At 43.9% G+C, this 23786-nt stretch carries 17 protein-coding genes and 3 tRNA genes; 13 read left to right on the top strand and 7 right to left on the bottom strand.

What is annotated here, in order from left to right; genetic code table 11:
• The first annotated feature begins 366 nt into the window (after nt 1-366).
• Complete coding sequence (locus BM090_RS02400; RefSeq protein ID WP_091507816.1) at nt 367-819, top strand: DUF7832 domain-containing protein; 453 nt, start codon at nt 367-369, stop codon at nt 817-819.
• Nucleotides 820-1361: 542 nt separating this feature from the next.
• Nucleotides 1362-2810 (top strand): lytic transglycosylase domain-containing protein, encoded by a 1449-nt coding sequence (locus tag BM090_RS02395; RefSeq protein WP_091506695.1) that lies wholly within the window; start codon nt 1362-1364, stop codon nt 2808-2810.
• 86 nt (nt 2811-2896) lie between these two features.
• Here the strand turns inward: BM090_RS02395 and gap are convergent, their stop codons facing one another.
• Entirely contained in the window at nt 2897-3904 is a 1008-nt protein-coding gene (gap, locus tag BM090_RS02390; RefSeq protein ID WP_091506691.1) for a type I glyceraldehyde-3-phosphate dehydrogenase, read from the bottom strand.
• Between the two features lie 211 nt (nt 3905-4115).
• Here gap and BM090_RS02385 point away from each other — a divergent pair.
• From BM090_RS02385 to BM090_RS02375, 3 genes are all read left to right on the top strand, one after another.
• A tRNA-Glu gene (locus tag BM090_RS02385) sits at nt 4116-4190 on the top strand.
• Between the two features lie 47 nt (nt 4191-4237).
• Nucleotides 4238-4312 (top strand) — tRNA-Glu (locus BM090_RS02380).
• Nucleotides 4313-4359: 47 nt separating this feature from the next.
• Nucleotides 4360-4431: transfer RNA gene (locus BM090_RS02375), tRNA-Glu, on the top strand.
• A 117-nt stretch (nt 4432-4548) separates the two neighbouring features.
• Here the strand turns inward: BM090_RS02375 and purU are convergent.
• Nucleotides 4549-5382, bottom strand: coding sequence for a formyltetrahydrofolate deformylase (gene purU / locus BM090_RS02370; protein WP_091506688.1), 834 nt, complete (start codon nt 5380-5382; stop codon nt 4549-4551).
• A 311-nt stretch (nt 5383-5693) separates the two neighbouring features.
• Here purU and BM090_RS02365 point away from each other — a divergent pair, with 311 nt between their 5' ends.
• Complete coding sequence (locus tag BM090_RS02365; protein ID WP_091506685.1) at nt 5694-7712, top strand: tetratricopeptide repeat protein; 2019 nt, start codon at nt 5694-5696, stop codon at nt 7710-7712.
• A gap of 154 nt (nt 7713-7866) precedes the next feature.
• Nucleotides 7867-8505, top strand: coding sequence for a thiamine diphosphokinase (locus tag BM090_RS02360; protein WP_091506683.1), 639 nt, complete (start codon nt 7867-7869; stop codon nt 8503-8505).
• Nucleotides 8506-8583: 78 nt separating this feature from the next.
• On the opposite strand, the gene BM090_RS02355 is transcribed toward BM090_RS02360, so the two are convergent.
• From BM090_RS02355 to queG, 3 genes are all read right to left on the bottom strand, one after another.
• Entirely contained in the window at nt 8584-10020 is a 1437-nt protein-coding gene (locus BM090_RS02355) for a hypothetical protein (protein ID WP_143083839.1), read from the bottom strand.
• Between the two features lie 256 nt (nt 10021-10276).
• Nucleotides 10277-11710 (bottom strand): hypothetical protein, encoded by a 1434-nt coding sequence (locus BM090_RS02345; RefSeq protein WP_091506673.1) that lies wholly within the window; start codon nt 11708-11710, stop codon nt 10277-10279.
• Between the two features lie 345 nt (nt 11711-12055).
• A complete protein-coding gene (gene queG, locus BM090_RS02340; RefSeq protein WP_091506669.1) occupies nt 12056-12997 on the bottom strand; it encodes a tRNA epoxyqueuosine(34) reductase QueG in 942 nt (313 codons plus the stop codon).
• 212 nt (nt 12998-13209) lie between these two features.
• Here queG and kdpF point away from each other — a divergent pair, with 212 nt between their 5' ends.
• The 6 genes from kdpF to BM090_RS02310 all read left to right on the top strand — a co-directional run bounded on the left by kdpF (nt 13210) and on the right by BM090_RS02310 (nt 21718).
• On the top strand, nt 13210-13332 hold the full coding sequence (gene kdpF / locus BM090_RS02335; RefSeq protein ID WP_091506666.1) for a K(+)-transporting ATPase subunit F: 123 nt from the start codon (nt 13210-13212) through the stop codon (nt 13330-13332).
• A 14-nt stretch (nt 13333-13346) separates the two neighbouring features.
• Complete coding sequence (kdpA, locus tag BM090_RS02330; RefSeq protein ID WP_091506662.1) at nt 13347-15035, top strand: potassium-transporting ATPase subunit KdpA; 1689 nt, start codon at nt 13347-13349, stop codon at nt 15033-15035.
• 18 nt (nt 15036-15053) lie between these two features.
• Nucleotides 15054-17132, top strand: coding sequence for a potassium-transporting ATPase subunit KdpB (kdpB, locus tag BM090_RS02325; RefSeq protein ID WP_091506659.1), 2079 nt, complete (start codon nt 15054-15056; stop codon nt 17130-17132).
• Between the two features lie 12 nt (nt 17133-17144).
• Nucleotides 17145-17720, top strand: a complete 576-nt coding sequence (kdpC, locus tag BM090_RS02320) for a potassium-transporting ATPase subunit KdpC (RefSeq protein ID WP_091506656.1) — start codon at nt 17145-17147, stop codon at nt 17718-17720.
• Nucleotides 17721-18177: 457 nt separating this feature from the next.
• The gene (locus BM090_RS02315) at nt 18178-20853 is read left to right on the top strand and encodes a sensor histidine kinase (protein ID WP_091506653.1); all 2676 of its coding nucleotides are present in this window, start codon (nt 18178-18180) and stop codon (nt 20851-20853) included.
• A 181-nt stretch (nt 20854-21034) separates the two neighbouring features.
• The gene (locus BM090_RS02310) at nt 21035-21718 is read left to right on the top strand and encodes a response regulator transcription factor (protein ID WP_091506649.1); all 684 of its coding nucleotides are present in this window, start codon (nt 21035-21037) and stop codon (nt 21716-21718) included.
• A 79-nt stretch (nt 21719-21797) separates the two neighbouring features.
• On the opposite strand, the gene BM090_RS02305 is transcribed toward BM090_RS02310, so the two are convergent.
• Both BM090_RS02305 and def read right to left on the bottom strand, forming a co-directional pair.
• A complete protein-coding gene (locus BM090_RS02305; protein ID WP_091506645.1) occupies nt 21798-22691 on the bottom strand; it encodes a DUF3822 family protein in 894 nt (297 codons plus the stop codon).
• A gap of 78 nt (nt 22692-22769) precedes the next feature.
• Nucleotides 22770-23321 (bottom strand): peptide deformylase, encoded by a 552-nt coding sequence (gene def / locus BM090_RS02300; protein ID WP_091506641.1) that lies wholly within the window; start codon nt 23319-23321, stop codon nt 22770-22772.
• Between the last annotated feature and the right edge of the window lie 465 nt (nt 23322-23786).

Raw genomic sequence — 23786 nt, 5'->3', positions numbered from 1 at the left:
TATTTGTTAAATAGCAAATAAAGAAATAATATTACCAACTATTTGACACAAAAAATAAGGCTTGGGGTGGTATAAATTATTCCATAAGCAAGAATCTAATGTAAGTATTTGTTTATTAAACTAAGTAAAAATTTAATATAAATCTGATTTTAAGCCACGCAAAAGCAATTTGATCTCACTTCTTCGGACTGCTTTGGTTTGTTGGGATAATGTTTGTAAGTGTAATATTGGGTAAAGAATTTGCGATTTATTCGCCTATTCTCTAACTTTAGAGAAATTTTTAAACCCTTCTCTTCTCAATATATTATGGGCGCAAAACCAATACCCAATAGGCTGCTGGACTTACAACTAAATACATTTACGAATATGAGCGTAGAAAAAAACTCACCACAAGTAGTTGTTTACGATAAGGCCAAATATCACTTCAAAGGTAATTTTCCTGATTCGCTACCCATCGAACAAGCGTACGTGCACATCGGTATGTTTATGGGTTGGATTATCGAGAACGAATTGTATAGCGAATTTTTTGAGGAGGAATGTGAAATACAAATGATGCGTTTCAAACGCCGCGAACTGACTTGTACGGTACTTTGCGAAATTTGGGACGGCCACTTGGGTAGCGAACTTTTCACGGAAGAAGGTAATATGTTTACTTACTATTACTATGGCGGCGGGATTTTCCGTAAGGATTACGAGACACTTTTGGTGAATGCCGAAGCCCCAACGATCTATCACGTAAAGGATTCGTGGGAAAATTTCGATAAAATATCGAGCAAAATAACCGAACGTTATCATGAATGGAGAAAAATTATTTCTTAATCAATTAGATCAAAATCCTATAGAAGATACCATTACTTTTTTCTGCTCAACTCAAATCCACATACAGTAGCTATTCAGTAAATAGCTGTCTTTGTATCGTAATAGTGTTATTTATTTCATAAAAATATGAACCGATTGAATGGCTTTTAGTTCCTTTCAGTCGGTTTTTTTTATTTACTTACTAAAAATACTTACATAGTTTTCAATCCGTTTTTGGGCCACGCATTTTGCACTATTTGTAATCAAATTGAGAAAGTAAAAAGAAATTTGTAGAGAATATTTCTTTGGTTTTCAGTAGCTTATCTTTGCTTAGCCTGGCGTATGTTGCTTTATATATAAAATGAATTGTGGATACTCGCAATGTAGTGTATTTGGTGTTTTTTTGGATAAATTCTTTTTTATATCAATCAAAATGCACTTAAATATCAGATTACTAATGTGTTTACCTCGTTGGTTTTTAGAGAATAAATCCACAATTTTAAGGCTACTACCATTCATTCTCTTGTTTCTGTTTAGTTCTGATTAGATATTTTCGGCTTGCTATGGTGAAAAGAAATCTACTTTTGCTTGTTTGTTGTTGGGGTTTGGGCGTTGGTCTTTCTTATGCACAATCTACCACTGTTGAAGAAGACACTGCTGTTTTTTCGGCAGTTCCCGAAGGTGATGTGATAGAGGCGATTACGGAAAAAGATACGATTTCTGTTCCGAGTCTTACCGCCCAAATGCCGCTGTTGCCATTTCCTACGGGCGAAATGCTGGCCGACCGCCTGCATTGCATTGAGTCCAAAATTCCGCTGATGTACAACAAGGCCGTAGGCGGATTTATTCATTATTTCACGGTTCGCAAACGCAATTACAGCCAAACCATGTTGGAGCGTTTGCCGTATTATTTCCCGATTTTTGAGGCGTGTTTGGCCAAATATGGTTTACCTGATGAGCTAAAATATTTGTCTATTGTAGAGTCTGGCCTTAACCCTCGCGCGGTGTCGCGGTCTGGAGCGGTGGGTTTGTGGCAATTTATGCCCGCTACTGGCTACGATTTTAGTTTACAACAAAGCATTTTTGTAGATGAACGCATGGATATTCACAAGTCCACGGAAGCTGCTTGTAAATATTTGCGTTATTTGTACAATCAGTTTGGCGACTGGCATTTGGCTTTGGCCGCCTACAATTGCGGGCCGGGCAACATTCGCAAGGCGCAAGCACGTTCGGGCAAATATCATTTCTGGGATATTTACGACAAGCTGCCCGCCGAAACGCGTTCGTATGTGCCGCAATTTATGGCAGTCGTTTATACCATGAATTACGCCAAAGAACACAGTCTTTTCCCCGATGCGGATAGTACGTTGGTACACATTCCTTTCGATACCGTCCAGCTGAGCCATTTTGTGCATATAGATTCGTTGGCCGACCAGTTGCAAGTTTCTGTACAGCATCTTAAGTTATTGAATCCTTCTTTGCGTAAATATGCCACACCGCATCAGGCAGAATTTGCCCTCAAAATTCCTTCCGAAAAAATAACCCATTTTGAAGCCTTGCGTGATTCATTGGCTGCCGATGCCGACAAACAATGGTTGGCGTGGCAAGCGGCTAATCCCGTTTCCCGCAAAGACACACCCAATTCACGCAAGATATTTTATACAGTTTGCCGCAAAGATAATTTAGCGAAAATTGCTTCTAAATTTGGAGTAAAATCCTCAGAGATAAAGCGTTGGAATGTGATTCGCAACGGAAAAGTAAAGACAGGCCAAATGCTTGTTATCTGGAAAAAGTCAAAATCATCGCGCCAGTTTTTGGCCAAAGCCAAAGGTGCGAAAGGCAAAAAACGCATTTTGTATAGCTCGGCGCGTGTGTATAAAGTGCAGCAGGGCGACACACTCACCAATATTGCGGGACGTTATGAAGGCGTTTCGGTAAGCGATATTATTCGCGTAAACAACCTGAAAGGCGGGGCGTTGAAACCTGGCCAGAAATTGATTATTAGCGTTTAATTTTTTGAAAAATAACTTCATAAAAAAAGAGGTTCGCCGTAGTGGTAAACCTCTTTTTTTATGAATAATCGCTTGAACTTTAAGGATTAAAGTGTAGCGATGTGTTGAATCAAATCAACCAATTTGTTTGAGTAACCCCATTCGTTGTCGTACCAAGCTACTACTTTCACGAAGTTTTCGTTCAAAGAAATACCAGCGTCAGCATCGAAGATAGAAGTACGAGCATCGCCCAAGAAGTCGTTAGAAACTACGGCATCTTCAGTGTAACCCAAAATACCTTTCAATTCGCCTTCAGAAGCAGCTTTCATTACTTCTTTGATTTGAGCGTAAGAAGCAGGCTTCACCAAACGGCAAGTCAAATCCACCACCGATACGTCTGGCGTAGGCACGCGGAACGACATACCAGTAAGTTTGCCTTTCAATTCAGGAATAACCAAACCTACGGCTTTAGCAGCACCCGTCGAAGAAGGGATGATGTTTTGGTAAGCACCACGGCCACCGCGCCAATCTTTAGCAGAAGGGCCATCAACTGTTTTTTGAGTAGCCGTAACAGCGTGTACCGTTGTCATCAAGCCTTCCAAAATACCGAAGTTGTCGTTCAATACTTTAGCCACAGGAGCCAAGCAGTTGGTTGTACATGACGCGTTAGAAACGATGTGCATGTCAGCCGTTAATTTCTTGTGGTTTACGCCCATTACGAAAGTAGGGGTGTCGTCTTTTGCAGGAGCAGACATTACCACTTTTTTGGCACCAGCTTGGATATGTTTTTGAGCAGATTCTTGAGTAAGGAACAAACCAGTAGATTCTACTACATAGTCAGCACCGATTTCATTCCATTTAAGGTTGGCAGGGTCTTTTTCAGCAGTTACGCGGATAGCTTTGCCGTTTACCACCAACTTACCGTCTTCAATAGCAACCTCACCTTTAAATATGCCATGCGTAGAGTCATATTTAAGCATATAGGCCATGTAATCCACATCAATAAGGTCGTTAATGCCCACGATTTCGATGTCAGGGCGATTCACTGCGGCGCGGAAAACCAAGCGACCGATACGGCCAAAGCCGTTGATACCAATTTTAATTGTTTTAGACATTGTGTTAAAATGGGGGTTGAAATTTCAAGAAACGTAAATCTACGAATCGGTTGTAAACTTACAATCTTCCCTACAATAACACAATTATTATTTTTTAGAATACTCAAAACAAGGCATTTAGATTCGTTTCTTGAAAAAAAAGTAAAAAAAATATCGGGATTTTTTGCATCGTAAAATAATATACCTACTTTTGCAGGCCTTTTGAAAGCAAGGCCCGTTCGTCTAGGGGTTAGGACGCATCCCTTTCACGGATGAAACACGGGTTCGATTCCCGTACGGGCTACCAAAAATTACTTTTTTGTTTTGGTAGTAAAATAAAAGCAAATTCAAAAAGGCCCGTTCGTCTAGGGGTTAGGACGCATCCCTTTCACGGATGAAACACGGGTTCGATTCCCGTACGGGCTACCAAAATTACCTTTTTATTTTGGTAGTAAAATTAAAAGCAAATTCAAAAAGGCCCGTTCGTCTAGGGGTTAGGACGCATCCCTTTCACGGATGAAACACGGGTTCGATTCCCGTACGGGCTACAAAGGCCGAAGAAAGTAACAATCAGCTACTTTTTTCGGCCTTTTTGCTTTTTGTCTGAAGCCAAACCACATAGGTTTCTAAAACCTATATGGTCTAAAAATAACAAAACCCATTTCTTAAAAAATAATTGTGCGGTTGCCGTTGATAAAAACCCTGTCCTGAAAAACGAGTTGCAGGGCTTGCGAAAGCACTATTTTTTCGATGTCGCGCCCCGCTACGGCCATGTCTTTCGCCGAATAACGGTGGTCTATATTCTTGATACTCTGCGCAATAATCGGCCCTTCGTCCAAATCGTTGTTCACGAAATGCGCCGTTGCACCAATGATTTTTACGCCGCGTTCGTAGGCTTGTTTGTACGGATTGGCACCCACGAAAGCAGGCAAAAACGAATGATGTATGTTGATGATGCGGTGTTGGTAGCGGTTCACGAAAGCAGGCGTAAGTACGCGCATATATTTGGCCAATACCAAATAATCGGGCTGATAAATGTCGATGGCGCGAAAAATGGCTTCTTCGTGTTGCTCGCGGGTTTGGTCGTCGTGGGAAATGTAATGAAACGGAATCCCGAAACGACTCACCAAACTTTGTAGTTGGTTGTAGTTGCTAATCACCGCCAAAATATTGGCATTCAGTTCGTCAAAGGAATAACGCACCAACAAATCTGCCAAACAATGGTGTTCTTTGGTGGCCAACACAACGATATTTTTGTTTTTCTTCGGATTCAGGCGCAAACGCGAGTCTTGTTCGGGCAGTACTTTGAGCATTTCGGTGGTGAGCATTTCTTCGTTTACTTCGCCTTCAAACTCAGTGCGCATGAAAAAGCGGCCATCTTCACTGACAAACTCGTCGTTTTGGGTTACGTTCAGTCCCAAATCGAAAAGAACCCCCGTAATATGGTGAACCAAACCCTTGTGGTCTGGACAATCTATCATTAAGCTATGCTGTTTCATGCCAAACTATTTTTTGCTTTTCTTTCAATAAACCAAATCAAAACTAAGCAAATTTTATATACAAACAATAATGTTATTGAAATGCTGGTGAATTGGTGTTTGTGCTGGGCTTGTTACCCTTTTTTGCTTTCGAGAAACGTCTTATAGCTGTAAAACCCTGAAATTGGCGGAAAATGCGAAGAAATAAAATATAAAATTGTTTGTAATTTTCTGTTTGGTTTTGGATTTTGCAGAAATAATGTATAAACGATAATAAATGCAATAAGATTCGTTTGTATAGGCATTGTATTTCAGACTAAAAAACAATCTATATGAATATACCAGTAGAATTAAGAAAAGCTATATTAGACAATGACTTAGTAATATTTGTAGGAGCGGGATTGTCTTATGAACTTACAAACACTAAGAATAAACCTTTAAAAGGATGGGCTAATTTAGTTACTTGTATATTAGAACACTTGAAAATTAAGGGATATGAAGTAGAGCATTTGTTGCCATTAATAAAAAGATATGAACCAATAAAAGTTCTTGACTTAATTGAGCATGACAAAAATCTTCCCAAAAAAGAAATATATAGCTTCGTTAAGACTTTTTTTGAATTAGGTGATAAAAATACTTTAGCGATACATAAAAAAATATTTCAATTATCTAACAAGATTATCACGACAAATTATGATACGGCATTTGAAGAAGCTGTGCCACAATTAAGAAGAAATAAAGCGTATAAAGGGAAAAATTATGAATTAACAACTCATAAGGATAAAGATTCTGTTTTATTATTCAAATTACATGGTTGTTCTGAGGATGCGGACTCTATGGTTTTGTTTCCTACCAACTATGAAAATTTATACGAAAATAAAGAAAGAGATGCAGAGCATTCTTTATTAGTATTAAAAAATATTATTTTAAATAAAAGCATTCTTTTTATTGGAGTTGGCTTGGGCGATTTCCAAATCAATAATATTTTTAAAGAAGTGCAAAATTTACAAAAGGAATACAACCAAAAGCATTTTATTATCACGAATCAAACATTAGACAGTAACCTTAATTTTGTTACGCCAATCCAAATTAAAGCGTTTTCTGAAATTGATAATATTATTGATGAGCTAATTAGCATAAAAGAAAAAGCTAAAGCAGAAGATACTGATGAAGTAAAAAAACTCAAAGAACAACTTGCCGAAGCTGAAAAAAAACTTGCTGAACCAAGTAACCACTCACTTAAAGAAGAACTTGTTAAAAAAAACAGACTTTTGGAAATAGAAGCGTTGAAGTATTTCTCAAAAGGTATAGTATTTAGTATTTCTAATGAATATTTAAATGCTTCTTCTGCATATAAATCAGCTATAAAGTTAAAACCAGACTATCATGAAGCCTTTAATAATTTAGGCAATGCTTTAGTAAATTTAGGTAAAAGTAAATCAGGTAAAGAGGCCGAAGGCTTGTATGGTCAGGCCATCACACAGTATGAAAAGGCGATAAAGTTAAAACCTGACTATCATGAAGCTTTTAACAATTTGGGTTCTGCTTTAGGGAATTTAGGTAAAACCAAATCAGGTAAAGAGGCCGAAGACTTGTATCGTCAGGCCATAGCAAAGTATGAAAATGCGATAACGTTAAAACCTGACAATCATGAAGCCTTTAACAATTTGGGCAATGCTTTAGGGGATTTAGGTAAAAGTAAATCAGGCAAAGAGGCCAAAGATTTGTATCGTCAGGCCATAGCAAAGATTGAAAATGCTATAGCGTTAAAACCTGATTTTCATGAAGCCTTTAATAATTTGGGCGTTGCTTTGGCATATTTAGGTAAAAGTAAATCAGGCAAAGAGGCTGAAGATTTGTATCGTCAGGCCATCACAAACTATAAAAAGGCGATAGCGTTAAAACCCGACTATCATGAAGCTTTTATTAATTTGGGCAATGCTTTAGGGTATTTAGGTCAAAGTAAATCAGGCAAAGAGGCAGAAGATTTGTATCGCCAGTCCATCACAAAGTATGACAAGGCGATAGCGTTAAAACCTGACAATCATGATGCCTTTAATAATTTGGGCACTGCTTTATGGTATTTAGGTCAAAGTAAATCAGACAAAGAGGCCGAAGATTTGTATGGTCAGGCCATAGCAGAGTATGAAAAGGCGATAGAATATGGAGGAAGCTCTTATAATCTTTCTTGTTTGTATGCTTTAAGAGGCGATAAAAATAATGCGCTTAAATACTTGGCTATGAGCCTATCAAACAATGAAATTAAGGTTGAATTTGTTGAAAAAGATACCGATTGGAGTCATTATTTGTACGATAAGGATTTTATTAGCGTTTTAAATAAATTCAAATAAAAAAGTAGGAAAACATAATAGCACCTCTATAAAAGTGGAGGTGCTGTGGTTAATTAATTACCTGTCCTTTTGTCTCCCAAAATCTATATTTTAGTAGCTGCATAATTCATTTACCCAACAACTTCTTATAATTTCGCGCCAAAATGAATGGCAAATGAATATTACGGCAACTTTTGACGCGCTAATTTTGGCCGACGGCCTTTTTCCCCAACGCAAACAAATTCAAGACCTGCTGCACACCGCGCCCGTGCTGGTGGCCTGCGATGGAGCTACACGCCATTTGCTGGACATCGGCAAAATGCCCGATTGGGTCGTTGGCGATTTAGACAGCCTCTCCGACACGCTCAAAACCCGTTTGCACGACCGACTTTTTCATAACCCCGACCAAGAAACCAACGACCTGACCAAAGCCGTACAGTTTTGTGTGGCGCGAGGTTGGCGCAAATTGCTCATTGCGGGAGCTACGGGGCTGCGCGAAGACCACACACTCGGCAACATTTCGTTGCTGCTCGAATATTTGCCGTTGGTGCAAAGCGTACAAATGATTTCGGACTTTGGTGTTTTTACGCCCATCGCCCAAACCTCGGTGTTTGGCTCGTATGTGGGGCAACAAATATCGTTGTTCGCACTTTCGTCCCAAACGCGCCTTTCTTCCCAAAATCTGAAATATGCGATTCAAAATCAAGGCTTTAGGTCATGGTGGCAAGCTACCCTCAACGAGGCCACCGCCGATACTTTCAGCATCGAACTACACACGCCCGACGCGGGACTGATTGTGTATCAGGTTTGGTAAAACAAAAAAATCCGTAACCTTTTCAGGGGCTACGGATTGAAGTTAGGTATTAGTAGTTTTTTAGCTGGTAATATCTTGTTAGTTGAGGCGAATCTTGCGGGAATATGTGCCGCGTGTGGTGCTCACCGAAAGAATATAAATCGGGTGTTGTTGGCTGTCGTTAGGCAATGTTATTTGCAAATACCCGTCGGTGTTGTTGTAGTCTTGGCCAATATTAATTTCTCTGCCGAGCATATCCAACACACGCAAACCCCTGAAGTCTTCTTCCGCCGAAAGCTCAAAATCTGTTACATTTTTGTTGTTTACCGAAACGTTCAGGTTGCGGATAATGTCTTTGTCGGCAGCTACAGCCACGGTTGGCGAATATTTGAATGCGCCATCAAAGTCTATTTGTTTGAGGCGGTAATATGTTTTCTGATACAGCGGCGTGCGGTCAGTGTATTCGTAGCTCAATGTTTTTTGGCTGTTGCCTGCGCCTTGTACCGTGCCGATAGTCGTAAAATCTTTGCCGTTTTCGCTTTTTTCTATGCTAAAATAATCGTTGTTCTGCTCGGAAGCCGTTGCCCAAAGCAATTGTGTTTGGTTGCTTTTTGTTTGAGCTTTGAAATAAAGCAGATTCACGGGAAGCGTTTCGAATGTTACGACGGGTTGGGCTTTTACCAAGAGCACGAACATCGAATCTTGTTTGCTTACCGCCGAGCCGCCAAACGTGGACATGAGGTTGTCGTTTGTGCCGCCAATGTCCGAAGCTCCCGCCGAAAGTACCGTAGAACCATTTACGGAAGTTGCACCTACCAAACGAATCGGGGCGGTAGAAGAAACGCCCATGTCTGAGAGCATTACGTAAAAATCATAGAAAATTACGTCGGTTGTGCCGCAGCCCGAAGTGGTGTATAAGGCACTGACACGCTGTGTGTTGGATGTGAGCGAATAAGATTTTAGGTTAATGCCCGAAGTTCTGCCGTCGATGTTGTCCACATAAACGCCTTTGCTTCCGCCTCCGTTTACGACCCTGATTTCGCGTTCAAAACCTGGGTTGCCTGCTATATAATTGGCATCAGCACGCCCGATTTTGCCGTCGGTATCCATCAATACGCTAAATCCGAAGTTGGCTGTACCAGGGTTTTTACCTACACGCAAACGATAAATTACGTATTCGTCGCCTGAGTTCGGTACGCCGTTCGGGTCTTTGTAATACACGTAGCTGGCATCTGCTCCCGTGCTTGGGCTGTCCATGATGTCGGTGGTGCCACAAGAGCCGCCGCCCGAAAGGTCGCCACTTGGTTCGGCGGTCAATTGAAATATTTTGGTAAAAGGAATTTCTGATTCTGTGCCGTCGTCTTTGCTTGCGTAGGCGCAGGCGCAAGACGTTGCCCAAGTGTCGCCGTTGGGATTCATGGGCGAAGCAGCAGGCGAAGACGCTACTAATATTTTTCCTGCTTGTGCCAGAGCTAAGGTGTTGTTAGAAAAAAATAGGGCAGTAGCTAAGATGGTGTATGCGTATAGGGTTTTCATTTTCGGTAATATTTTAGCGTTTATAATAGTGTTGTTTTATTTGATTCAAAGATACTGCCTTTGTACACTCCCTAAATTTATATTCGGCGAATGACCGTTACCACTCGGCCAGTATTATGTTATAAATGTTTGAAGCTGTAATATGATTTTGCCGAAATAGAGTAGTGTGCTTTGTTTTCTTAAAACACAAAAAAATCCATAACCTTTTCAGTGGCTACGGATTGACGTTAGGTGTTATTATATTGTTGATAACGTGTTAGTTGAGGCGGATTTTGCGCGAATAGATGCCTTGTGTTGTATTAATAGAAATAATATAAACACTGTGGTTGTAGCGATGATTTTCAGGCAACACGATTTGTAAGTGTTCGTTTTCGCTGTTGTAATAATGTTGTGCTTTGATGTTTTTGCCCAACATGTCCATGATGTGCAGTTCGCTAAAATCTTCTTGCGCCGAAATCTCAAAATCTGCTACATTTTTGTTGTTCACCGTAACACTCAGATTGCGTGTCAGGTCTTTTCCGTTGGCGATTACGGCTATTGGCGAATATTTCGATGCACCATCAAAATCTACTTGCTTGAGGCGATAATAGGTTTTCTGATACAGTGGCGTATGGTCAGTGTATTGATAGTTCAACATTTTTTGGCTGTTGCCTGCGCCGTGTACCGTACCGATGGCCGTAAAATCCTTGCCGTTTTCGCTTTTTTCTATGCTAAAATAATCGTTGTTCTGCTCAGAGGCTGTCGCCCAAACGAGTTGTGTCTGATTTTTTTGTGTTTGGGCTTTGAAATAAAGTAAACTTACAGGCAATGTTCCGAAGGTTACGGCAGGTTGTGTTTTGACTAATGTCGTGAACATCGAATCCATGTTGGCCGTAGCTGAGCCGCCGTAAGTGTTCATGAGGTTATCGTTCACGCCGCCGATGTCGGAAGCTCCCGCCGAAAGTGCCGTAGAGCCGTTGACGGAAGTGGCCGTTACCAAACGAATCGGGGCAGTAGCTGCAAGACCTAAGTCAGAAAGCATTACATAAAAATCATAGAAAATAACATTGGATACATTGCAGGCGGCATCCGTGTATAAGCTTTTTACGCGCTGCGTATGGCTGGTAAGTGTATAAAATTTAAGATTTAGGCCTGTGGTTCTGCCGTCCACATTGTCCACATAAACGCCTTTGCTCGCGCCGCCATTTACGACCCTTATTTCGCGTTCAAACCCTGGGTTGCCTGAAATATAATTAGGGTCTAAACGTCCCATAAGGCCATCAGAATCTATCAGTACACTAAACCCAAAATTGGCATTGCCAGGGTCTTTGGCCACCCTGAGCCGATAAATCACGTATTCGTCGCCTGAGTTCGGTACGCCGTTTGGGTCGCTGTAATAGACATAACTTGCGTCGCGGCCTGTGCTCGGATTGTCCACGATGTCGGTCGTACCGCACGCGCCGCCGCCCGCAAGGTCGCCGCTTGGTTCGGCTGCCGACTGATAAATACGATTGAAGGGGATTTCGGAAACCGTGCCGTCGTCGTTGGTCGTGAACGTGCAATTACAAGTACTTGCCCACGTATTGCCGTCGGGGTTGAGAGGCGATGCGGCGGGGGAGGAGGCTACAACAATATTACCTTGACCAAAAGCGACAGTAGCCGAAAATAGGGTGAAAATAGATACCCCAAGGAGGTGATTAAGTGGTTTCATGTTTGTATTAAGTATAGAGTTGGATATTGATTTTGTTGAATGCAAGATACCCTACTGGCTCGCCGCCTAATACAGAATTTCGACCAATGTTTTTATTTTATCGTCTAACAGAATGTTATTATCGAACAGTTTTTTTATGTCATTTTCTTAAAAACAAGTCGTTGATTATTAGTTTTTTATGTATTTTTGTCTTTTCAAATTCTATCTATTTAAAAGCAAAAAATATATTACTTTGCCTAAAGCAATGCTTTTCGATTCAGGCTACGAATTTGAGCCAATACGCTACGATTTTCGCCCAAAACATTGCTACGCCAAAGCCAAATACTACACGAATAAGGTCGGGCTTTATTCGTCATTTTTGAGAAATTGGATATTCCGTTGCAAACCCGCGAGTTTGGTACGCTTTACGGCTGATTTGCTAAAGATTTTCGAGAAAGTCTCTTGCGTAATTTCCTCCCAGTCGCGGCGCGTGAAATGTTCCAGTTCGGGCGAAGGGCCAAACGCTGGCGTGCGGTGCGGTCGTGAAAATCGGTTCCAAGGGCACACGTCTTGGCATACATCGCAACCAAACGCCCAATCCTCAAACTGGCCTTTCATGCTGGCAGGAATTTGTTCTTTCAGCTCAATGGTAAAATACGAAATGCAGCGGCTGCCGTCCACCTGATACGGCGCAACGATGGCCTGCGTGGGGCACGCGTCGAGGCAGCGCGTACACGTGCCGCAATAATCCTTGACGGGGCCGTCGGTTTCCAGTTCCAAATCAAGGATGAGTTCGGCGATGAAAAAGAAACTACCCGCTTTTTTGTGAATGAGATTACTGTTTTTTCCGACCCAACCCAAGCCGCTACGCGCCGCCCAAGCCTTGTCCATCACGGGAGCCGAATCCACGAAAGCACGGCCATTTACCTCCCCAATTTCGGTTTGTAAGTGCTGGAGCAGCAAATTTAGTTTGTCTTTTATAACAAAGTGATAATCAGTGCCATAGGCGTATTTTGAAATTTTGTAGTTGTCGGGTTGTGCCAAATCTTTGGCGGGAAAATAATTGAGCATCAGGCTCACGACCGACTTTGCGCCGTCCACGAGTAGGCGCGGATCAAGGCGTTTGTCGAAATGCCCCGCCATGTAGTGCATTTGTCCGTGCATTTGGGCATTGAGCCAGTTTTCGAGGCGCGGGGCTTCTTCTTCCAAAAATTCAGCTTTGGAAATTCCACAAAAATCAAAACCCAGTTCGGCGGCTTTTTGCTTAATCAGTTGCGCATAACGCGCGGGAGTGGAGGCGGCAAGCATATTGTTAGATTGATAACAAAACAAGACCACAAAAATAAGGGAAAGCTTTGGGCAATCCCGTATTCTCCCCAAAATTACCTATATTCGTCTGTCATTCAGTCGTTTATTTTCTTTATAAAATCTTTATACTCCCTTCCCGAATCCTTATAATTTGCTTATGGCCGCGCCTATACCTTTGCGCCATCATCTAACGAAAGTTCAATGCAAATTTTATGAAAATGTTACTGATTTTGTCTGCGTCGGCTTCTGTGCTGGCCTATGGCATTGGGGCTGTGATTGCTTTAATGGCCTTTGTGTACCTCGTCTATGTCTTGATTAAACCCGAAAAATTCTAAAACATTTCTTTGCCATGACCGCATTAGATATTATCCAAATCATTTTGTTTCTGGCCATTCTGACCGCATCCGCGCCGCTTTTGGGTGGCTTTATGGCCAATGTTTTTATGGGCAAACCGCACGTGTTGTCCAAGCCGCTGGGCTGGCTCGAACGCCTTATTTATCGCCTGTCGGGTGCGCCGCTGCACGAACAAGACTGGAAAACTTATACGTTTAGCTTGTTGGCTTTTAATGCCGTCGGTTTGGTCGTTGTGTTTTTGTTGCAAATGTTGCAGGCATTTTTGCCGCTCAATCCCGAAGGTTTGGCGGGCGTTTCGTGGCATTCTGCCCTAAACACTGCCATTAGCTTCGTAACCAACACCAACTGGCAAGGCTACGCAGGCGAAACCACCATGAGCTACGCCACGCAAGCCTTGGGGCTTACCGTACAAAATTTTGTGAGTGCTGCCACTGGTGTAAGTGTCTTGCTGGCTCTTACGCGCGGTTTGGCTCGCAAACAAACGCCGCACATCGGCAACTTTTGGGCAGACCTCACCAAAACGACCGTTTATATTTTGCTGCCTTTGTCCGTAGTTTTTGCTTTGTTTTTGATAAGTCAGGGCGTTGTACAGAGCTTGCAACCGTACCAAACGGCCACGACGTTACAACAAGAAGCCCAACAAATTCCGATGGGTTTGGCTGCGTCCCAAATTGCCATTAAGCAACTGGGCACCAACGGCGGCGGCTTTTTCAATGCCAACGGCGCACATCCTTTCGAGAACCCCACGCCTTTGAGCAATTTTTTACAAATGTTAGCCATTCTGCTCATTCCTGCGGCACTCACGTACACCTATGGTAAAATGGTGGGTTCGCTCAAACAAGGTTGGGTGCTTTTCAGTGCCATGATGGTGCTTTTGGTGGTGGGTTTGAGTATCGCGCTTTGTGCGGAATACGCCGCTAATCCTGTATTTGGCCATACGGCATTGATGGAAGGGAAAGAAACACGCTTTGGCATTACCAACAGTATTTTGTGGGAAACCGTTACGACTGCCGCCTCTAACGGTAGCGTAAACGCCATGCACGACAGTTTATCGCCGTTGGCTGGTATGGTCGCGATGGTAAACATGATGTTGGGCGAAGTGATTTTTGGTGGCGTAGGTGCGGGGCTGTACGGAATGTTAGTTTTCGTAATCCTGACGGTTTTTATCGCTGGCCTGATGGTGGGCAGAAGTCCCGAATATTTAGGCAAAAAAATAGAAGCCTTTGAAGTAAAAATGGCGATAGTGGCCATTCTCGCACCCAGTACCGTTATTCTGATTTTTGGGGCGTGGGCTGCTGTGTCTCAAATGGGATTGTCCAGTCTCAACAATGCAGGCGCACACGGTTTGTCCGAAATTCTGTACGCTTACACCTCGGCGGCAGGCAACAACGGCAGCGCGTTTGCAGGACTCAACGCCAACACGGTTTTTTATAACCTTACGCTTGGTTTGGGAATGCTCATAGGCCGTTTTGGAATTATCGTGCCGCTTTTGGCGGTGGCGGGAAGTTTAGCCGCCAAAAAAGCAACGCCGTTTTCTTCGGGCACTTTCCGCACCGACAACGGTCTGTTTGTGGCCTTGCTCATCGGGGTAATACTCATCGTCGGGGGGCTAACATTTTTCCCTGTCCTGTCGCTTTCGGCTATTGTCGAGCACTTTCTTCTTTCCAACGGTATTCTTTTCTAATTCTTTTTTCTCCAGAAAATGGCTACAAAATCAAAGGTAGGTTTGTTTAACAAAGAACTTGTTGGCCAAGCCCTTAAAGATAGTTTTATCAAATTAAATCCCGTAACGCTCATCAAAAACCCTGTCATTTTTTTGGTGGCGGTGGGAGCTGTGCTCACGACGGTATTGGTTTTTATTCAAATCGCACAAGGCAAACTCTCGTCTTTTGATTTGCAAATAACTTTTTGGCTATGGGTAACGGTACTTTTTGCCAACTTTTCGGAAGCTGTCGCCGAAGGGCGCGGCAAAGCACAAGCCAACAGCTTGCGCAGTGGCCGAACCCAAGCCAAAGCCTTCAAACTCGTAGGCACGGCGCGTATAGAAGTGCCCGCCACCGACCTGAAAAAAGGCGATGTGGTAGTTTGTCAGACGGGCGATGTGATTCCGTCGGATGGCGAGGTGATAGAAGGCATTGCCAGTGTGGACGAGTCGGCCATTACGGGTGAGTCTGCGCCAGTGGTGCGCGAAAGTGGCGGCGACCGCTCGGCGGTAACGGGTGGCACAAAAGTAATTAGCGACCGCATTGTTATTCGCATTACAGCCGAACAAGGCAACACGTTTATAGACCGCATGATTTCGCTTGTAGAAGGCGCACAACGCCAAAAAACACCCAACGAAATTGCACTTTCCATTTTGTTGGCGGGTTTGTCGCTGGTGTTTCTGCTGACGGTGGCCACGTTGCCCGCATTCTTTGGCTACAGTCTCGAAGCGTCGGGCTTGGCTGCCGACCAAAACTTGTCGATTCCTGTCCTGATTTCGTTGTTGGTGTGCCTAATCCCGACGACCATCGGCGGGCTGCTCAGTGCCATTGGCATTAGTGGCATGGACAGACTTTTGCAAAGAAACGTAATTGCTACCAGTGGCCGCGCCATCGAAGCGGCGGGCGACGTGGACGTGCTTTTGCTCGACAAAACAGGAACTATCACACTGGGCAACCGCATGGCCACTAATTTTGTGCCTGCCGACGGCGTTATGGTGGAAGAGTTGGCCAACGCCGCGCAACTTGCCTCACTTTCCGACGAAACGCCCGAAGGCCGTTCTATTGTGGTATTAGCGAAAGAAAAATTCAATATCCGCAGCCGCGAAGTGCAAGAAATGAACCTTACTTTCGTGCCATTCACGGCGCAAACGCGCATGAGTGGCGTGGATTTTTTGAATGAAAAAAACGAAACGATTTCTATCCGCAAAGGCGCAGCCGATGCCATTCGCCAACTCGTGCAAGGACTTGGCGGTCAATATCCCGAAAGTGTGAACGCCGCCGTTCTGCAATTGGCACAACAAGGCGCAACGCCTTTGGTAGTGGCGCAAGGCAACAAAGTGTTGGGCGTGGTGCATCTCAAAGACGTAGTGAAAGGCGGTATCAAACAGCGTTTTGCAGAATTGCGCCAAATGGGGATTCGTACCGTCATGATTACGGGCGACAATCCGCTTACAGCCGCCGCCATTGCCGCCGAAGCTGGTGTAGATGATTTTATGGCCGAGGCCAAACCCGAAGACAAATTGCAACGCATCCGCGACGAGCAAGCCAATGGCCGTTTAGTCGGCATGATTGGCGACGGGACTAACGACGCGCCCGCCCTTGCCCAAGCCGATGTCGGTATCGCCATGAATTCTGGTACGCAAGCCGCCCGCGAAGCTGGCAACATGATAGATTTGGACAGCAACCCCACCAAGCTCATCGAAGTAGTAGAAGTCGGCAAACAGTTGCTGATGACCAGAGGCGCACTCACTACGTTTAGTATCGCCAATGATGTGGCCAAATATTTCGCCATTATCCCCGCTATTTCCGTTGCCCTGTACGCCAAAGCCAACGGCGTGGGAATGCTTTCCGCGCTCAATATCATGCACTTGGGTTCGCCCGAAAGTGCCATTCTCAGTGCCATTATTTTCAATGCGATTATCATTGTGTTGCTTATCCCGATTGCACTCAAAGGCGTGGCTTACAAGCCTGTGTCAGCTTCCGAAGCATTGCTGCGCAACCTGCTGATTTTCGGTTTGGGTGGACTGGTTACGCCTTTCGTGGGTATCAAAATTATAGACCTTATCATCAATTTCTAATCATCAATTTCTATGAAAAATATTGTTGTTTCTCTCAAAATTTTGGGTGTGTTTACGCTGCTCACAGGCATTGTATATCCCTTGTTGGTTTGGGCGGTAGGACAAACCGTATTTCACAAACAAGCCAACGGTAGCCTGATTTACGAACATAACAAACTGGTAGGCAGTGAGCTAATGGGGCAACCAACGGACACGAGTATTTATTTTTCGCCGCGTCCGTCGGCCATTGGCTACAATCCTTTGCCTTCGGGTGGCTCTAACTGGGGGCTGACCAACGCCAAACTGCAACAAGCTTTCGTGCAACGCAAGCAACATTTTGCAGCACAAAACGGTATTGATACCTTGCGCCAAAGCGTTCCCGCCGAAATGCTTTTTGCTTCGGCCAGCGGTTTAGACCCGCACATTAGCCCGCAAGCGGCGTTGTTGCAGGTGGACAAAGTGGCCAATGCACGCCATTTCACCACCACCCAACGCCAGCAGCTTTTGAAGGCAGTGAATGAAAACACGAAAGGCCGACAATTGGGTATTTTCGGAGAACCAACCGTCAATGTTCTTTTGCTTAATTTGGCCGTCGATAAAATTAAATAGACAGGAATTGTAAGGCGAATAAAAAAGATGCCAAGCCTAAAAAGGCTTTGTGATGTTGATGCGCTAAATCCGTGATATATTTAAGATGCCACGCCTAAAGGCGTTTTTATCCTACAAGAATTTCTTGCTACAAAGATACCACGCCTAAAAGGCTTTATGATGTTGATGTGCTAAATCCGTGATATATTTAAGATGCCACGCCTAAAGGCGTTTTTATCCTACAAGAATTTCTTGCTACAAAGATACCAAGTCTAAAAAGTCTTTGTGATGCTAATGCGCTAAATCCGTTAGGATTAAAATCTTTGTAGCTGTAATGTACGCTTGTTATATTTCTAACGCCGTAGGCGTGGCATCTTTTTATTTGCTTTGTAGGCTAATGTGTGGTTTGTCTCTAATTTTCCGAGAAAAATATCAGTAACTTTTTACCAATTGTACAACCTGTAAGGCGTAAATCGCTATGAATAACCCGACCGAAAATCGCCCCAATCCTGATGAGTTGTTAGAGGCACTCAAGCAAGAGCAAGCCCAAAGCAAACGCGGAAAGCTCAAGATTTTTTTTGGAATGTGCGCGGGAGTAGGCAAAACCTGCGCCATGTTGGAGGCCGCACACGCCGAACTCAAAAAAGGCGCAGACGTGGTGGTGGGCTATGTGGAAACGCACAACAGAACCCAGACCGCACAAATGGCCGTGGGCTTGCCCACTGTGGCACGCAAAAAATATTATCGCAATAATATTTTGGTAGAAGAAATGGACTTGGATGCTATTATTCAGCGAAAACCCCAAATCGTGTTGGTGGACGAGTTGGCGCATACCAACGCCCCAGAAGCCCGACACGCCAAACGTTATCAGGACGTTTTGGAGCTTTTGGACAATGGCATCAACGTTTACACGACCCTCAACGTACAGCATTTGGAAAGTCGCGCCGAGACGGTGGCGCAGATTACGGGCATTATTGTCCGCGAAACCCTGCCCGATAGCATTTTCGAAAATGCCGACGAAGTCGAAGTAATTGACCTAACCACCGCCGAACTGCTGGAGCGATTGGCCGAAGGAAAAATTTACGGCACAGAACGCGCCAGACACGCCCGCGAAAACTTTTTCCGACAAGGCAACATTACCGCACTGCGCGAAATGGCCTTGCGCATCGTGGCCGACCGCGTGGACAAGCAGCTCAACGCCTACATGCAATACAAACGCATCAAGGCGACGTGGAAATCGGCTTTTAGGTTTCTGATTGTCATTGATGCCACGCCTCAATCTACTTTTTTGTTGCGTTCCGCCAAGACGCTGGCTTATTCCATTGGCGCAACTGCACAGGCCATTTATGTCGAAACCCTTACCAAACCTTCACCCCAAGAGCAACAACAACTTTCCGCCAACTTCAAACTGGCCAAGCAATTAGAAATCCCTTGCCGCACCATTACCAACGATAGCCGTTGGCAAACCGTCTTGGATTTTGCCCAAAAAGAAAACATCACACACGTATTAGTACGCACTTCGTCGGTGGGTTCGCTGTCACAACGTTGGCGACAAAAGACATTTATCAACCAACTGTTGAGGCATAGCGGCAACATAGATGTATATGTGATTGGAGCAGAAAATACCGCCACGCCGCCATCTTCTAAAAGTTTCGTACCTGTTTTTACTTCTTCGGTGGTAGATTACTTGCTCGTTACGTTTTTGGTAGTGGTCTCGGCGGTGATTTGCAACGCCTTTAGCGATTATCTGGGCTACGAGGTCGTTTCCTATGTTTTCCTGTTCGTGATTTCTATTTTCTCGTTGTTTTTCGGAACAACGGCCATTTTGTTGGCGGCGGTGCTTTACGCTCTGATTTGGGACTACTTTTTTATTCCGCCGATTCATACGTTTCACATTGGCAGGGTGGAAGATATTCTCATGTTGGTCATGTTTTTTGTCATTGCCTTGCTCAACGGCATTCTTACTTCCCGCATTCGCCGACAGGAAAAGAAAACCCGCGCACGCGAGGAGCAAACCCATGCCTTGTACCAGATTACGCGCCGATTGGCCAGCCTGCAAAGCATCGAGGAGATTACCCAACAAGTGGCCTCCAACACCAAGCAGTATTTTGGTGCGGACGTGGCTGTTTTTATCAAAAACGAAGCTGACAAGCTCGAAAAACAAACCTATTTCAAGCCCCAACTTTTCTTTACCGACAAGGAAGAAAGCATCATTGATTGGGTCTTTAGGAATAACGCACGCGCTGGACGTTGGACGGATACGCTGCCCGCCACACGCTACACGTTTTATCCGCTCACTGGCGACTCCCAAAATATGGGCGTGTTGGCCGTGGCGCATAACAAAAACTTTACACAAGCCGACGAACAATTTTGGGAGGCTTTTCTTTCCCTCATTTCGGGCAAATACGAACGCGAATACCTCCGCAATTTGGCCAAACAAACCTATTTGCTGGCCGAATCCGACAAACTGTACAGGACTTTGTTCAATTCCATTTCTCACGAATTGCGTATCCCGATTGCCACCATTATGGGCGCGTCCGACTTGCTTTTGTCGCAAAATTGTTCCCCCGACGACAAGACCCAACTCGAAAACGAAATCAATACCGCGTCTTTGCGTCTCAATCGGTTGGTAGAAAACTTGCTCAATATGTCGCGCATCGAGTCGGGGCATTTGCGCCCACACCCCGACTGGTGCGACGTGCAGGACTTGGCCAATGCCCTGACTACCAATTTGCAAAAACAACTCGCGCAATTTCATTTTCAAATGATACTGCCCGCCGCCATGCCTTTGGTCAAGATAGATTTTGGCCTAACGGAAAATATCGTCCATAATTTATTGCTCAATGCCACCCAATACACGCCGCAGGGCGCGGCCATTGACTTGAGTTTTGGGTATGAGCATCAAAATTTTGTGGTGAAAGTTGCCGACGCGGGCAAAGGTTTTACCAAAGAAGAACTGCGTTTGTTGTTTGATAGCTTTTATCGGGGCAAAACCGCGCAAGCGGGCGGCGTGGGACTGGGCTTGTCGATTGTAAAAGGCCTAACCCAAGCGCAAGGCGGTACGGTGGCCGTTGCCAATCGTCCCGAAGGCGGCGCGGTCTTTACGGTTACGATTCCTTGCGAGGCACTCAACCCCCAAGACGTGCATTGGTAGGAATATTGTTCCCCGATTCAGGAATATAGTATGCTGATGTAGGAATATCGTTCCCCGATTCAGGAATATCCAACCTCCACGTAAATACGCACGGTGTTTCGTATCCTTAACCTGCTGTGTGTGTATCTATCGCTAATATATTTTTCTAATCTTTGCCTTTATAAAAAGAACTTGATTAAAAATGCAACCATCAAACGCAATTCTGGTCATCGACGACGAACCCCAAATCAGGCGACTATTACAAATCACCTTAGAAGCAAACGACTACATCGTCCACGAAGCCGCCGATGGCAAACAGGGTTTACAAATGGCCGCACAATGGCAACCCGCACTCATCATTTTGGATTTGCAATTGCCCGATACCGACGGAAAAGTCGTACTACAAAAGCTCCGCGAGTTTACCCAACAACCTATCATTATTCTTTCGGCACGCACGCAGGAAGACGAAATTATTCAGGCCTTAGATTCGGGGGCAAACGACTACCTAACCAAACCTTTCCGCACGGGCGAGCTGTTGGCACGTGTGCGCTTGGCCATGCGACAAAGCACACCGCAAGTATTACCGCAGCAACTTACTTTCGGTAATTTAAGTATTGATTTGCAGGCGCACACTGTCCGCAAAAACAACGAAATTATAAAGCTTACCACCACCGAATATTCCTTGTTGGCTCTGCTGGCACAAAACGCGGGGCGCGTCCTGACACATCAGTTTATTCTCAAACAAATTTGGGGTTTGCATTACACCGACCAGACGCAATATTTACGGGTTTTCGTCGCCCAATTGCGCAAAAAGATAGAAGACAACCCCACCAAACCTGTATTTTTGAATACCGAATCGGGCATTGGTTACCGCTTCGGCCAATAGCTTTTTGATTTAGTGAAAAAAGAAAAACCTCCGTAAGCGATTGTTACAGAGGTTTTTTTTATTAGGGAATAAAAGAATATTATTTGCAAAGATGCACGCAAAACAAATCGTAGTAGCGATGGTCAAGTTGCTCATCAAACTGATACCCGAACGACAACATACTCGGACGATTGCCAAACTGTACGTTACGGATGTAGCGGTATAGTTTTTCGTATATCGGTGAGTTGGGCATAAGCTCTCCCCACAAAATAACCATGTCCGAATCTGGATTCATTTTCAACTCATCCATCACAAACATCACAAAGTAAATAAAGTCGGCATCGTTGCTGTACGGGAACACGTTGCAGAATTCCAACACTTTACCACGCGTCACCAAAATACTCACGTGCGACTCTTCGATACACAAAAACATTTTCTTGGTGTTGCTGGCAGGCTCGGAGTTGCGCAAAGCCGCTTCGATGAGTGCACTAGTATTGTGTACCAAACGCAAGGTTTTGTTTGGGTATTTGGCTTTAAACCATTGTGTATAAGCATAGGGCGCAGGAAATACATTGGTAATATCTGCACCGATATGTTTGAAATGCAAGATTTGTTCGGTGTTGCTGTCCACCGACGCGATGGGGCGCAAATAGGCGGCAAGATGGTCGTCCTGAAACAGCGAAGCAGGAATCAAAGAAAATTTACGATTAAGAAACGAAATCGAAATTTCCTTCCAAAACCCTGCCTGTAAAATATGGTGACTTTCAAAAATAGCTTGCACCTGTGGCAGTTGCATTTCGGCACTTTCTTGCGGAGCTAACGTATAGTCTTCTAGCCAAAGACAGCGATTTTTTTGCAAGTCGTGGATGCAAAACCGCATACGAGTAGTGCCCACTTGTAGAGACAGGTGGTAGTAGCTAATGCGGTCAATGTCGAACTGTTCATCTTTTACTTTTTGTGTCAGATGATAGTTGGTAGATAGGGTGCTGTTCATAATCAATCAGTTAGAACGTGCGTTCGAAAAAACAACTGCTTACACTTCAGCAAGCAAAGCAGTTGTACTCAATAAAATTTATTTGGCAGGAAAACGCATACGATAATCGGCACGCGCTACGCCTCGGCTAATGCCTGTTAGTTTGCCTTTCAGGATTCGTTTTTTAAAAGGGCTAAGATAATCCGTAAACAAAACGCCTTCGATGTGGTCGTATTCGTGTTGGATTACGCGTGCGGCAAGGCCATCAAACACGTCGGTATGTTCCACCCAATTTTCGTCCCAATAATGAATTTTGATAACCGATTTGCGGGTAACTTCTTCGCGCACACCTGGAATGCTGAGGCAGCCTTCTTGGTAAGCCCACTCTTCGCCGCTTTCTTCTAAAATGGTGGCGTTAATAAATACTTTTTTGAAACCTACGAGCTTTTCTTCGTCCATTGGCTCGGCATCCACCACAAAAAATCGGATACTTTTCCCTATTTGGGGAGCGGCAAGGCCTACGCCATTGGCTTCGTACATGGTTTCGAACATATCTTCGGCCAATTTTTTTACATCAAGTTCTCCTTGGGTTACAGGACTTGCCTTTTTCTTGAGGACGGTATCTCCGTAGGCTACTATTGGATAAATCATTGAAGTTTCTATTGAATAATAATGCGTAATTACAAATTAAGAAACGAAATGGCCGAGCCATTAGGTTTTAAGGCGCAAAGTTAGCAAAACTCCGTGTGATTTGTAATTGTTTTTGATTTAACCCTGAAAAATACAAGCATTTTTCCTGAAAAACAAAAAACATTTACTGGAATTAAAAAATAAGAAATTAATAACGAAAATCTTTCGGAAAATTATGCAAACGATAAGCAAGCATATTTGGACTTTATTTAAAAAAGTAAAATAGTATAAAATAAAAATATTATTTGGTAAAATACTGTATTTGCAAATATTTTCTCTGTAAAAATTATATCGTAGCGCACAGAAATAAACTAAAATTTTGCATCTTATTTGTTTAAGAAAAAAAATAAGTGTAGGTTTGCATCAGATTTTTTAATCCCAGTATTAATTAGAAAACTTCTTGAAACAGAGAAGTGCCTGAGGTTC

Source organism: Flexibacter flexilis DSM 6793, from assembly GCF_900112255.1.
GTDB lineage: Bacteria > Bacteroidota > Bacteroidia > Cytophagales > Flexibacteraceae > Flexibacter > Flexibacter flexilis.
This window is presented reverse-complemented; position numbering and strand designations above follow the sequence as displayed.